General features: G+C 36.4%; 11 protein-coding genes. 5 read left to right on the top strand and 6 right to left on the bottom strand.

All coding sequences use genetic code 11. The annotated features are described in order from the left end of the window. The 3 genes from BMX60_RS07490 to BMX60_RS07475 all read right to left on the bottom strand — a co-directional run. Positions 1 to 288, bottom strand: a 288-nt coding sequence (locus tag BMX60_RS07490; RefSeq protein ID WP_143055910.1) for a helix-turn-helix domain-containing protein, incomplete at its 3' end; no start/stop codon positions are given. A 101-nt stretch (positions 289 to 389) separates the two neighbouring features. Beyond that, positions 390 to 836 (bottom strand): SNF2-related protein, encoded by a 447-nt coding sequence (locus BMX60_RS07485; protein WP_242945736.1) that lies wholly within the window; start codon positions 834 to 836, stop codon positions 390 to 392. A gap of 407 nt (positions 837 to 1,243) precedes the next feature. Then, entirely contained in the window at positions 1,244 to 1,696 is a 453-nt protein-coding gene (locus tag BMX60_RS07475) for an RNA polymerase sigma factor (RefSeq protein WP_278276550.1), read from the bottom strand. Between the two features lie 556 nt (positions 1,697 to 2,252). Here BMX60_RS07475 and BMX60_RS07465 point away from each other — a divergent pair. From BMX60_RS07465 to BMX60_RS07445, 5 genes are all read left to right on the top strand, one after another. Continuing rightward, positions 2,253 to 2,480, top strand: a complete 228-nt coding sequence (locus tag BMX60_RS07465) for a helix-turn-helix domain-containing protein (RefSeq protein WP_091350836.1) — start codon at positions 2,253 to 2,255, stop codon at positions 2,478 to 2,480. Positions 2,481 to 2,743: 263 nt separating this feature from the next. Continuing rightward, positions 2,744 to 2,980, top strand: a complete 237-nt coding sequence (locus BMX60_RS07460) for a hypothetical protein (protein ID WP_091350835.1) — start codon at positions 2,744 to 2,746, stop codon at positions 2,978 to 2,980. 334 nt (positions 2,981 to 3,314) lie between these two features. Next, entirely contained in the window at positions 3,315 to 3,707 is a 393-nt protein-coding gene (locus BMX60_RS07455) for a DUF2326 domain-containing protein (RefSeq protein ID WP_207648418.1), read from the top strand. 20 nt (positions 3,708 to 3,727) lie between these two features. Beyond that, a complete protein-coding gene (locus BMX60_RS07450) occupies positions 3,728 to 6,040 on the top strand; it encodes a site-specific DNA-methyltransferase (RefSeq protein WP_091350833.1) in 2,313 nt (770 codons plus the stop codon). Further along, positions 6,041 to 8,545, top strand: a complete 2,505-nt coding sequence (locus BMX60_RS07445) for a DEAD/DEAH box helicase (protein ID WP_091350832.1) — start codon at positions 6,041 to 6,043, stop codon at positions 8,543 to 8,545. A 203-nt stretch (positions 8,546 to 8,748) separates the two neighbouring features. On the opposite strand, the gene rlmD is transcribed toward BMX60_RS07445, so the two are convergent. The 3 genes from rlmD to BMX60_RS07430 form a co-directional block, all read right to left on the bottom strand. Then, entirely contained in the window at positions 8,749 to 10,110 is a 1,362-nt protein-coding gene (gene rlmD, locus BMX60_RS07440; protein ID WP_091350831.1) for a 23S rRNA (uracil(1939)-C(5))-methyltransferase RlmD, read from the bottom strand. Between the two features lie 121 nt (positions 10,111 to 10,231). Then, positions 10,232 to 11,125 (bottom strand): bactofilin family protein, encoded by an 894-nt coding sequence (locus tag BMX60_RS07435; protein ID WP_091350830.1) that lies wholly within the window; start codon positions 11,123 to 11,125, stop codon positions 10,232 to 10,234. Between the two features lie 94 nt (positions 11,126 to 11,219). Further along, positions 11,220 to 13,373 (bottom strand): prolyl oligopeptidase family serine peptidase, encoded by a 2,154-nt coding sequence (locus tag BMX60_RS07430; protein WP_207648417.1) that lies wholly within the window; start codon positions 13,371 to 13,373, stop codon positions 11,220 to 11,222. Positions 13,374 to 13,490: the final 117 nt, after the last annotated feature.

The raw sequence follows: 13,490 nt of genomic DNA, 5'->3' as shown, positions 1-13,490 counted from the left end.
TACATACTTTTTAACTGTATCATAACTCCCATCAAAACCTTCCATAGAAATATCTTGAAATATCCTTTTAGCCGATAATTCTTTTGATACTTGTATTTCGATAAATTCTTTAAATGGATCAAGGATTGAGGCTCTTTCTTTCCTTTCTACAACACCATTTTCATCTAGTTCTTTTAATATTTTCCTTACAGTTTTCCTATCTACATTTAGCATTTGTGCTATTTGTGATTTGTTATATCGCTTTTCAAAAAGTGTTTTTATTGTTGTTTGCATTTCGACCCCCAGCATTTTCTCTCTCTCCTTTTGCTGTGTTCTTTCTTTTATTAAACAACATTGGAGAGAATTTTAGTATACTGGTGGGGAATTTTCTTTCCCATAAGTGGGTATTTTTATTTTACCATTAACATTACTGTCAACAAGAGCCGATACCGAGCAAGTAAGCTCAACCGGTGCATTGCCTTTGAAACCGCTGTATTATGAGTTTTAATTTTATATCCTTCATCGGCGATGATAAGGTCAGGATGCCAGTTTGCCAGTTCCTTTTCCATTCGCCATACTGATTCATAGTTGACTACCACCACATGGACACCTTCGCCAGTTAAAAATCGAAGCTGTTGGATTTTCTTTTGAATCGTGCCATTAAGGACTACAAGCTGATATGGGAAATCTGCGAACCGTTTAAACTCGTCTTCCCATACTCCCAGAATGGAAAGCGGCGCAACAATCAGCACACGTTTTATTCTTCCTGCAGCAATCAATGCTCCTATAATGGCGATTGAGACAAGAGTTTTCCCGGTGCTGGTCAGCCCATTTCCATCAGGAGCGCTGCACCCCATCCGGAAATAGCAGAAACACCACCACCCTTCAAAAGCCCAAATAGACTGCAGATGAAATTGAAAGCACGAATCTGATGCTTATATGGTCTGCCCTTTATGGGCATAGGAATAATTCTTCGCGTTTAGGATGCATCAAGATCATCTACCTCCGAAACTTCGCGGATATCGACAGACTTTACACTGTTACCAGGAACAATAATCGTTACTCTCAGTTTCCTCCCCAGCAGATATTGCAAAAACTTTTCACGTAGAGTGACATTGCGACATTTCACAATACCTAAATCTCTGTCATTTTCTGAGATATTGATTTTGAGTTTGTGTTTCATTTGTTCAATTCACCTCATCTTTCTTAGGGTCGATGTTTTGGCCTTCACTGTTAGACCATGAAAATAGCAAAAGTAAACCCCCTAACTCAAAAATTTTTTTAGTTTTTCATGAATCTTCTTCATACGGTTTGAAATAGCCCTCTTACTGACCCCTTCTTCTCGTGCTATTGAAGCAAGGGATTCATTATTGAAGTAGACCCTTCGTACCAGTTCTTTTTGCTGTGGGAGAAGACTATCGATGGCTTTTAGCAATGTCTCATTTTCTTGAGTCCTTAAGTACTCTGCGGCAATGTCGGTATTGCTTGCGAAAATCTCTCCCTCATATTTCATTGCATCAAGTAATGTATGTCGGCGAGTCTCTTTATGGTTAATGTTGTATTCCTGGCGGTCAAGTTTGACCAGAATTTCTCCCCACTCTTCAGATACTTCAATTTCAATGGTTTCAGTGTTGAAGTGATATTTGATTTTCATTTTTCTCAGCTCCTTGAATTTCAGATTTTTGAAATCCGCAGGAGCCGAAAATCCGTAGAACAAAAAATGACGGCCGGGATAATTCTCTGGTATGAGAATTATCCCGGCCGGATTTTCTATTTAGTTGATTAACGTCTTATGCTGCGCAGACATAGCTTTCTACATGAAAAGCAGCATCATTTATTCGTTTGATTATTGTGACAACCCCATCACGTTCAATCTTCAATGTTCCTCCGATAGGTATCTGTGTACTGGTTTTACATCGTTTATATGCAACTTCTACAAGACCTGTGGCTGCGTCAGCTTTACAGACTAAGGCGACCATTGCAATCGCGAATATCTTCCATGAGTTACCCTCCTTTTTCTTAAAGTACTGCTTTATTCCGCCGTCTATCTAAATTTTATTAATTCGAGCACCTGAAGTCCTCGGCTATGACTCCGCTGTTACTCCGCTGAAACTCCGCAAATCTCCATTTATTTTTGGAACAAAACTAACATAAGCGTTTGTAAAGCCGAAGTTTATATATATAAATAACTAATTGTAATTTGTATAGTTAATTGCTATAATAATAAATAACCTGTTGGGAATACCATCCAATAGTGCTTGGAGGCGATTAAAATGGCATTTAGTTATAATAAACTTTGGAAACTATTAATTGATAAAAAGATGATGAAAAAAGATCTGATGGCGATGACGAATTTAACATCGACAACAATAGCGAAGTTGAGTAAAGATTTACCGGTAAGCATGGATGTGTTAGGAAGAATCTGTAAAGCTCTTGATGTCAATATAGGCGATATTGTCGACTATATTGACGACGATATTCCAACCAATAAAACAACATAATAGGAGGGCGCAATACATGAAGAAGCTATGATTTAGCACTTTTGCAACAATCTAAAAGATTTGCATGGCAAAAAGAGTAACACAAAAGGAATTGTGCGGTACCATGCTGCTTTCTATTGCGCCTACTTATGATATTCGCAGCAATGATGGCACCGTTTCAGATTTGATATTAGGTAAAAAATCTTTCACCTGTCGTAACCGATGCTGCTCCGGATGTAGATGCTCGTGATATTTCGGTTTTCTTTAAGGAGAAAGTCCTCCCCATGTTGGATAGTAACAAAAATAGCCTAATAGTTCTTGCATTGAAGGACATCATTGCTTCTGATGACACAATCGAACCTGAAACAAATGTTGAGAAAGTAAATAACATGACAAAGGAGGATATTGTTAGCTGTAATTCATTTGTTCTGGAAGACTTTCTTGGCGGAATATTTCTTTATACAGTACTTAACGTCGAAAACAGGAATTGTGAAAATAGTGTAAGAGAGATAATCGAATGAGTACATACAATCCTTTGAAACTCAAAAGAAAAGCATTAAATTTATTACAACTTACAACAATTTTTCTATGGAAACCGCTAATAACGTTGCGATCGATGCTCGAGCTTTGGTGCTACTAGATGAAACAGGCGGCAGATGCCAAAAGTGCGGTAGAATTCTTGGTATAAAAAAAGAAGGCAACGATATTAACTACGCTAAGATCGTTCGCCTTTCAGAAACTGACGATATTATTCTATGTGTTGACTGTGAAAAGCGAAGAGGAAATTAAAAGATCTGCTGCAACAAACCGAAATAATACAAGAAATACAAGATAACATTAACCTTACGAATGAAAATGATTAACGACGTAGTAACTGAACAGCAGGAAATCGCCCCACTTTTGCAGATAACTCCTCAAAAGGAAATTATATTTGAAACACCCGGAAACACAAGTGAGGGAACCGCTTTCAAGAGCCTAGTTATATACGATTTAACTATACTTGAACTACGTCCAATCCCTGCACTTATCCACGACTCCAATATCCTTAAACGTATTGAGGATATACACTTAGAACATATATTGGAACGTTATCAATCCAGTAATCGCCAGGTTTTCATTGCGTTTGATAAAGCTGATTCTACAACTGAGAAAGCGCACAAGATTTTAGAAGAAACAGCAATCTTGCGATTATCAGATGGTAATGAACTATTTGGTCGTTCGTGGAGTAAATACGAATCGAATGATTAAATATTAGGAGGATGAAAAATATGGCTGCAATCAATGATTTACTGCGTCAAATTCCTGACACTTCTTTGCGTGATCGATTAGAACAGGAATTTGCCCGCTTATCAAAAAATAAAAAATTTGGTCTTGTATTTGAAGAGCACATTCCTGAATGTACTCCTCTTTATGATGTTCCTGTAAAACGTGGCTCGACGGTTGCACTCAAAACAGGTCATATTAACGATTTGTATACGGTGTTAAAAATAGAAGAGGATATTGCCCTTTGCCGCAACAAAACAACAGGTGATACTAGAAATATCCCAGTTTCGGAGTTGGTTTCAGTTGCTCAATTTGGAGAACCTATTTTCCCCATGCTTCAGCCAATTGCTGCTGTAGAGAATGCACGTGACAGTAATTTATGGCACACTATTATTGAAGCAGATAATTACCACGCTCTCCAGTTATTAGAATATTTATATCCAAAGAAAGTAGACTGCATTTATATAGATCCACCATACAATACCGGTGCTCGGGATTGGAAATATAATAATGATTATGTTGATTCCACTGATAATTGGCGTCATAGTAAATGGCTATCCATGATGCAGAAACGTTTAAAGATAGCAAAAAGAATACTTGCTGATGATGGTGTTTTGATTGTTACAATTGATGATAATGAGCAGGCTCATCTTACAATGCTTCTTAACGAAATATTTCCTGATAGGAAACTGTTTCCGGTACCTATTCAACATAATCCTAGAGGTACACAAGGAGAAAAATTTGCAGTTACCCATGAAACAGCAATATTTGTGGTTTCAAAAACAAGTGAGATTTATAAAAAAAGTCATTTAGGTGGTGAAATCAGCAATTTTAGAAAATGGGGAAATCAATCTGAACGTAGTAAAACAGCTCGTGCAACTACTTTTTATCCAGTTATTGTCGACAAAGAACTTAATATTGTTAAGTTTGGTGATGTTCTGCCTCCTGATGAACATCCTGCAGGAGCAAATGTTAAAGTTGGAGATTTTATTTATGTCTATCCTATCGATTCAAATGGAATAGAACGAAAGTGGAGATATAGCAAAAAGAATGAAAATGAAGTTCTACCTTTCTTAAAAGCGATAGATAACTCAGGAACTATAGAAATACATATTCAACGAGAAAGCGAAAACACAAAAACTATATGGACAGATCCATTATATAATGCTGAAGAATATGGAACAAAAATGATTAATTCAATGTTAGATACGACTTTCTCTTATCCAAAATCGCTTTATGCTGTTCATGACGCATTATGGCATGTTGTTTCAGGAAAACCAAATGCCCTTATTGTCGACTTTTTTGCTGGTAGCGGAACAACACTCCATGCAGTAAATTTACTAAACGTAGAAGATAATGGAAATCGTCGCTGTATATTAGTAACGAATAACGAGGTATCAGAGGCAGAATCAAAAGCTTTACGTGAACAAGGATATCAACCTGGCGACCCAGAATGGGAAAAACATGGTATATGTCGCTCAGTTACTTGGCCTAGAACTAAATATAGCATACTTGGAAAACGCGATGACGGTACAATTCTATCTGGAGAATACTTCACAAACCAGATAGTATCAAAAGAAGTCAAGCGTTCATTCTATCAACTTGGCTTCATAGATAATCCCACAGATCTAACAACTGCTTCCAAAAAACAGCTTGTTTCTTTGCTCCGCGATAAGGATGGCAAACAACAATTACCACAATCATTAGTCAAAGCAGATAGTAAATTCATTGTTTCGGATAAACATTCGGCGACGATTTTGTTTGATGTAAATGCTGTCAATGAATGGCTGGAAGCTTTAGAAGATCAGGACCACATCACAGACTTTTATATAGTGGTAAAATCTGCTGCCACTTTCAAGGAAATTAAAGCACAGGTATCAAACTTGCTCGGTCCAATGAATGTAACATTGCAAGTTAAACGTCCCATGAGCGATGGTTTTCCTGCAAATGTTGAGTATTTTAAACTAGGTTTTTTAGATAAAAACAGTGTATCACTAGGCCAACAATTCCGCGAAATATTACCATTGCTTTGGCTAAAATCCGGTGCTATCGGCCGGAGGCCAGAAATAAACAGCGATGAAGAACCAGATATGTTAATTCTTCCTCAAAACGGCTTTGCAGTTCTGGTTGATGAAACAAAGTATGCTGAGTTTGCAAAAAAGATTTCAGAAGAAAATAATATTAAAGTGGTATATTTTGTAACAAACTCGGAGGAAGCTTTCCGCGAAATGACTGATGGCATAAAAATAAAAAATACATACCAACTATACCGCGATTACATTGATAACTTTGTGTTGGGAAGTAGGAGGGATTCATAAATGAGAGTTACTTTATTTCCATTTCAGGAAACGGCTCTTGCAGAATTGCATGAGAAAATTAATAAAGCTCATTTAATGTGGAGCGAAAAAGACCCTCAGGTAATATCGTTTTCCGCACCTACGGGTTCTGGAAAAACTATAATTATGACTGCACTTTTTGAAGAAATCCTATATGGAGGTTCAGATAATATCGGCGATCCGAATTCAGTGTTTGTTTGGCTTTCCGATTCGCCAGAACTTAACGAGCAAACGCGATTAAAAATTGAAAGCAAATCAGACAAAATTCGTGTACGGGACTTAGTAACTGTAGATTCAAACTTTGATGCCGAGTATTTGGAGGGTGGATGTATTTATTTTATTAACACACAAAAACTCGGTTCTGACAAGTTATTAACAACTAAGTCCGATACAAGGCAATATACAATTTGGGAAACACTCACAAATACAGCTAAACGCATTCCCAAACAGTTCTATGTGGTCATTGATGAAGCACATAGAGGGACTTATACATCTGCTCAAGCAGAAAATAAAGCACAATCCATCATGCAAAAATTCATCAAAGGTAGCGAAGAAGACGGACTTTGTATTATGCCTTTAGTTATCGGCGTGACCGCAACACCCCAGAGATTTGATAACTTAATTGCTGGGACTACTTCGACAGTACAAAAAGTTATTGTTCCACCTGAACAAGTACGTGAATCGGGGCTTTTAAAGGACAGAATCATTATTCATTACCCAGATATCCAACTTGGTGCCGATATGACAATGTTCAAAGGTGCAGTCGAAAATTGGCTTAATAAATGTGCTCACTGGAAAGCTTACTGTGAACGTGAAAATGAGAAAATGGTAAACCCTATCCTTGTCGTCCAAGTCGAAGATGGTAATGAACGAGAAATAACCCGTACCGATTTAGGGATTTGTATCGATTTGCTGGAAGAGGCAATGGTACGCAAGTTATTGCCCGGTGAAGTGGTACATACCTTTAATGATTATGGTACGATCAAAGTGCGTGACGTTGAAATTCATCAAATTGAAGCTTCTAGAATCGAAGAAGAAAATGTGAAAGTTGTATTCTTTAAAATGAACCTTTCCACAGGTTGGGACTGTCCTCGTGCTGAAACAATGATGTCATTCCGTAGTGCACAGGACTATACTTACATTGCACAGCTTCTGGGGCGTATGATTCGTACTCCTTTGGCAAGAAGAATTGCTTCTGATGCTGAACTTAATAATGTAAGTCTGTTTCTTCCATACTTTGATAAAGATACTGTAAAAAATGTTGTTAATGCTCTACATGATAGCGAATCTGTTATGCCTGCTGAAACTGGTACTAATAAAGAGCTTATAACACTCGGGCGCAACCTCGCTTATTCTGATGTGTTTGATTCAATGGATAAGCTCATTACATACCGCCTGGATTCATCCCGCAAGCAAGCACCGCTTAAGTTATTAATACAGCTTTCTAGAGCATTAACAATGGATGGTATTGATTTGGAAGCACAAAAAGCCGTTAAAAATGCAGTTTTATCAAAAATGGACGAAGAAATTGCTCGCATAAAAGAAAGTGGTGACTATGATGGTCGAGTTGCTTCAATCACTGGATTTGCTCTTAATACGCTAACATTTGACTATGGAGAAAATGCTTATTCATTTGATGAAGCTACACAAACCATGACTGTTACCGAATTTGACATTTCTCGACATTTTGAACAAGCTGGAAGGATATTGGGAGAAGGCTTACATAAGGAGTATTGGATTCGCCACAGTACCCGAGACCATATTGAAGTAAAGATTGAAGTCATTGTGCTTACAAGTGATACTGCTGCTATGGAGCGAATAAACGCCTTTGCAGAAGAGAAATTTATTAGTCTATATGAGAATAATAAACGCTCTATTGCAAGATTAAATGAGGCTCGAAAAAACATCTATGAAAGATTAATAAATGCTTCCGTTCAACCAATAGCTATTCCTTGGGTATTGCCAGATTCAATCGATTTTTCAGTTTCAGATAACAGTATAAAAATTGATCGACACCTCTATTGTTCTGAGGATGGAACATTCCAAGCATCACTAAACCCATGGGAAAAGGGAGTTATTGAAGAAGAACTAAAAAACGGTGCCGTTTGCTGGTTACGTAATCTTGATCGTAAAAAGTGGTCACTTGAAATCCCATATGAGGTCGGCGGTGTTATCACTTCTATGTTTCCTGATTTAGTGGTAGTGAGAGCTGATGCACAAGGTTACATTTTTGATATTCTAGAACCACACGACCCCAGCCGTAAGGACAATTATCCCAAGGCAGTTGGCCTAGCAAAATTCGCAGAGAAACATTGGGATAAATTTGGAAGAATTCAACTTATCCGGCAAAAGAAAGGATTAGACGGTCGTGAACATTTCTATAGACTTGATATGGCAAAAGTAGCTATTAGAAATAAAGTTCGTGGCATTACATCAAACGAGGAACTTGATAGAATTTTTGATACGGATGCTGAGCGAGAAGATTAAATTATACATCCATCCCGTATCCTCAACCCCCTATAAAAAAGGGGGTTATCTAATCTGGTAACTCAACTATTAATTTTCGCGACGGTTGATATGTTCCCGCAAACAATAAAAATAAGGGTTTCCTGACATTGCCACATCCAGCAGATTGGCCTCGAGAATAACTAAATGTCTGGAAACCCTTTATTTACAAGCTTTTCAGTTTTTTATTTCTCAACCTTTGACATCAATGTGACGCACTCAACGTGGCTGGTGTTGGGGAACATGTCCACCGGTTGAATTTCTTTTATTTGGTACAGCCCTTCTTCACAAAGGATCTTTAAATCCCTGGCTAATGTCGCTGGATTGCAGGACACGTAGACTACCCTTTGGGGTGCTATCCTTTTTATCGCTGCTAATAAGCTTTGGTCACACCCTTTCCTTGGAGGGTCAACAACCACTACATCATAGTGCTCACCTTGATTAGCTAACTTAACCATAACGTCTTCTGCTTTTCCTTCTATAAAACTTACATTGACAATATTATTTAATTTAGCGTTTTCAACGGCATCCTTTACCGCTTGGGGTACTACTTCAATACCAAGTACCTCCTTTGCTTTTTTAGCCATAAAGAGAGTAATACTCCCTATACCGCAGTATGCATCAATGACCCTTTCCCTTCCAGTTAAGCCAGCGTATTCCACTGCCTTTTTGTATAAAAGCTCCATTCCCCTTGGATTAACTTGAAAAAAAGATAAGGGAGAAATCCTAAATTTAATTCCTTGAGCTATTTCCTCAATATACCCTAAACCAAAAGAGACTACATTTTCATTTCCTAAAATTACATTAGTCTTTTCCTCATTTATATTAAAAACTAATGTAGTTAAATTAGGCAAAGCTTTTTTAATTCTTTCTACTAGTAGATCTTTTTGAGGGAAATCCATTTTAGTTACCACAATAACTACCATAGTCTGACCAGTGTTGATTCCAACCCTCGACATGATATGTCTAATTATCCCTACTCCTTTTGTTTCATTATACGGCTGGATTGCTAAGTCATTAACTATTTCAATAACTTCCCTCAAAATTTCATTACTCTTTTCATGTTGGATAATACAGTAGTCTGTTGGAACTATTTCATGGCTTTTAGGTTTATAAAATCCAGCAACAACTTTTCCATCTATCAATCCTACCGGTGCCTGCATTTTGTTCCGATAATTTTCATCACCAGCTGTCAAAAGGGGTTTTATGGAAATACCTTGAAAACCTCCGATTCGAGATATAGCATCTTCTACTATCTTTCTTTTAATTTCCAACTGGTGTCCATAATCAGCATGTTGTAAATTACAACCACCACATTCTTCATAAACTAAACATTTAGGTTTTACTCTCTTTTCTGAAGGGGTAATTATTTCCTGTAATAAAGCCCTAGCATATGTTTTCTTTGTACTTATAATTTTACCTTTTACTACATCTCCTTTGACTGTTTTAGGAACAAATACCGTAAAACCATGGACTTTCCCTACTCCTTCACCTTCACTGGTGACATCTTCTATAGTTACTGTAATTATTTCTCCTTTTTTAAACATAACCTTCTACTCCTTCTGTTTTATTTATCCTTATTATACTATAAAGGTATTTATAAATAAAAAGCAAGGTCTACGGGATAAATCCTTAGTCCTTGCTTTTTTATCATCTTTTATTCAAGTTCTATTCCATTGAAGTAGGGGGTGATGTAGGAATTTCTACTGGAGCTTTACCAAACTTAGATGCAAGTACTACCCCTAGTGTTACAAATAACAAGATGAAACTTACTAATAAACCAACAAAAGGTAAATTTCTAGCTCCCCATAGTAACAAAATTCCCAGAAGTAGTTGTAATATTTTAGGTAAACCTTCTCCGTTTAATAGTTTGCTTAAATTTTTACCAATAAATAACCCTAGCGCTACATTTCCAATATAACCGAAAACAATATAGGCTAATACTAAGGATGGAGTCAATAGTATTCCAATTACAACAAAGATAGTTACTATTGATATGGCTAATAGTACAGGAAAAGATAAAATTGCCAATAATCCTGCTAACATTACTTTACCTGGCTTTTCACCTAAAAATTTGACCATATTTTCAATTCTGTTAGGCATAATTAGCATGATTAATAATGATAGGACAATTCCAGTAATTAAAGTGATTAAAGACCATTTTATACTAAAATTATATCGAAAAAGATTCCCAAAATTTAACCCTCCTCCTTGAACCCTTTCTCCAAGGATCTCTCCGGTAGGGTATTCTATAATTTTCCCTCCAAAAGTTACTACATTGCCAATAATTTTTCCACTAACTTTTATATCTCCTCCATAAGCGATTACATCTCCATGGACAGTTCCTTTTATTTCGATATTTCCTCTAAAAGCAACTACATTTCCAGTAACAGTACCTTCTACAGATACATCTTTCCCAAAGGCAACTATATCTCCTGTCCTCAATTCTCCCGGTTCAACATTTATACCTTGGGCTAAATTCTTTTCATCTATTGCCAAAACATTCATAGAAGACAAAAGGATTAATACCATTACTGTAAAAATACCAAAAAATTTTTTCATGTTATACCCACCTTTCTATCTTGTCATCCTTATATAAATATTACCATTGTTAACAATAAATGCAATATAAATCTTGGAAATTTTCATAAAAGTATTAACTGAGACTACATTCTTTAAGGATAAAGGCTAATATATCCCTCTGTTCTTCAATAACTTTTGCTAAAGGTTTTCCTTGACCGTGGCCCCCTTCCCTTTCTACCCTTAATATGACTGGATTTTTCCCTTTTTGAACCTTTTGAAGGGCTGCAGCAAATTTATATCCATGGGCTGGTACTACCCTATCATCCCCTTCAGCTGTATATATTAAAACAGGTGGGTACTGGATATTTCCTTTGATATTATGTAATGGTGAATATTTATATAAGAAAGGAAAATGTTCTGGGTTGTCAGGGTTTCCGTACTCAGGAATCCAATATCGACCTACAGTAAATTTGTGGTACCTTAACATGTCAATAACCGGCACTCCACAAACTACCGCTCCAAATAATTCCGGCCACTGTACTAGGCAAGCTGCCACCAGTAAACCTCCATTACTTCTACCCATAATGCTTAGTTTTCTACTATTTGTATATTTATTATCTATTAACCATTGGGCAGCAGCGATAAAATCATCAAATACATTTTGTTTGTTCTCTAACATTCCTGCTCTATGCCACTGTTCTCCATATTCAGAACCTCCCCGCAAATTAGCAACGGCATAGACTCCCCCTTTTTCTAACAAAGTAATGATTGTCGGGGAAAAGGCAGGGGTTACACTAATCCCAAAACCGCCATAACCATATAGTACTGTAATATTATCCCCTGAAAGTTCAAGGCCTTTTTTATGGGTAATAAACATAGAAACAAGGGTTCCATCCTTTGAATTATAAAAAATCTGCTTTGTCTCATATAGTTCTGGGTCAAAAAGGGAATCACCTTTACTAAAAACGTTGGATTCATCTATTAGGAAGTCATAGCGAAAAACAGTCCCTGGATAGAGGAAAGAAGTAAAATTGTAGAATAGTTCTTTACCAGTGTTTTTACCCCAAAGTCCTTCTACTGTTCCAATACCAGGCAATTGAATCTCTTTAACAAAATCTCCGTTACTATCAAATAGTTTTAGTTGATAATAGGCGTCTTGTCTATAAATAACAGCAAAACCGTCATTTACCATTACCGCATCTGCTAAAACATCTTCCCCTTCAGGAATAACTTCAATTATCTCATCAGGATTATTCAATTCTAAAGCGATCACACTTCCTTTAGGGGTATCTAAATCTGATAAGAAATAAAAGGTATCTCCTTTATTACCAATAAAATGGTAAGCTGCATCAGCATCATCTAAAAGTTTAATTATTGGTCCATCACCTTCTAAATTTTTGTAATAAAAACGGTTCCTTCGATCAGTTCCATGCCAGATATGAAAACATAAATACCTTTCATCTTCTGTAACGATGGAGGTAAAACCTAATTCTTTAAAATCTGGCCTTTCGTATATTAACTTATCTTCACCTTGATGGGTATTGATTTTGTGAAAATAAACCTTTTGGTAGTTACTTTCATCTTCCTCTGGAACAGACCCTGGTTTAGGGAAACGGGAATAATAAAACCCTTCATCACCAACCCAAGAAATATTGGTAAATTTACACCAGAGTATTTCATCTTCAAGGGGTTCTAGGCTTTCTAAATTTAAGACCTTTATTTTTTGCCAATCACTACCTTTTTCTGAAAGGGCATAGGCTAAATATTTACCATTTTTACTGACACTGTAATTAGTTATTGCCACTGTTCCCTCAGGGCATAGTTTATTGGGGTCTAAAAGGATTTGCCTTTCTCCCTCTAAACCTCTTTGTTTGTAAAGGATAGGCTGATTTTGGGTACCATCATTTTCTAAGTAAAAATAATCCCCCTTAACTTCTATAGGGATAGAGGTTCTACGATAATTCCATAGTTCTTTTAAACGCTTTTCTATTTCTTCTTTATAAGGGTTATTTTTAAAATATTTTTCAGTTATTCTTTTTTGTTTTTCTAGCCAATTTATGGTTTTTTCATCTTCTGGATTTTCTAAATATCTATATTTGTCTACAACAATTGTACCATGATAAATATCCACAGCCTTTTCTTTAACTTTTTCCCCAATAATTTTTTGGACCGATTCCTTTATCCAATAATATAGTCCTATAACAAAGGGAGCGGAGACCCAAAAGATGATCATAAATTTTGTAAAATTACTACCCCTCTGCCAAGCCTCTTTTAACTCATCAAGCACAAAAAATCCCCCCTAAACTTATGGATATTATTTAATTCTATAACTTAATACTATTTTCCTTTTATTTCCCCATAATTTTTAAAAATAATAGCAAGGATTTTCTTTACAAAAACCCTT

This window comes from Anaerobranca gottschalkii DSM 13577 (genome assembly GCF_900111575.1).
GTDB classification, from domain to species: domain Bacteria; phylum Bacillota; class Proteinivoracia; order Proteinivoracales; family Proteinivoracaceae; genus Anaerobranca; species Anaerobranca gottschalkii.
The sequence above is the reverse complement of the archived record's forward strand: the minus strand, read 5'-3'. Positions and strand labels throughout refer to the sequence as shown.

What these genes read in the sequence shown, in the direction of transcription:
- BMX60_RS07485 (WP_242945736.1), bottom strand. Translation starts at nt 836, where the DNA reads ATGGGGTGCAGCGCTCCTGATGGAAATGGGCTGACCAGCACCGGGAAA.
- BMX60_RS07465 (WP_091350836.1), top strand. Translation starts at nt 2,253, where the DNA reads ATGGCATTTAGTTATAATAAACTTTGGAAACTATTAATTGATAAAAAG.
- BMX60_RS07460 (WP_091350835.1), top strand. Translation starts at nt 2,744, where the DNA reads ATGTTGGATAGTAACAAAAATAGCCTAATAGTTCTTGCATTGAAGGAC.
- BMX60_RS07455 (WP_207648418.1), top strand. Translation starts at nt 3,315, where the DNA reads ATGATTAACGACGTAGTAACTGAACAGCAGGAAATCGCCCCACTTTTG.
- BMX60_RS07450 (WP_091350833.1), top strand. Translation starts at nt 3,728, where the DNA reads ATGGCTGCAATCAATGATTTACTGCGTCAAATTCCTGACACTTCTTTG.
- BMX60_RS07445 (WP_091350832.1), top strand. Translation starts at nt 6,041, where the DNA reads ATGAGAGTTACTTTATTTCCATTTCAGGAAACGGCTCTTGCAGAATTG.
- rlmD (WP_091350831.1), bottom strand. Translation starts at nt 10,110, where the DNA reads ATGTTTAAAAAAGGAGAAATAATTACAGTAACTATAGAAGATGTCACC.
- BMX60_RS07435 (WP_091350830.1), bottom strand. Translation starts at nt 11,125, where the DNA reads ATGAAAAAATTTTTTGGTATTTTTACAGTAATGGTATTAATCCTTTTG.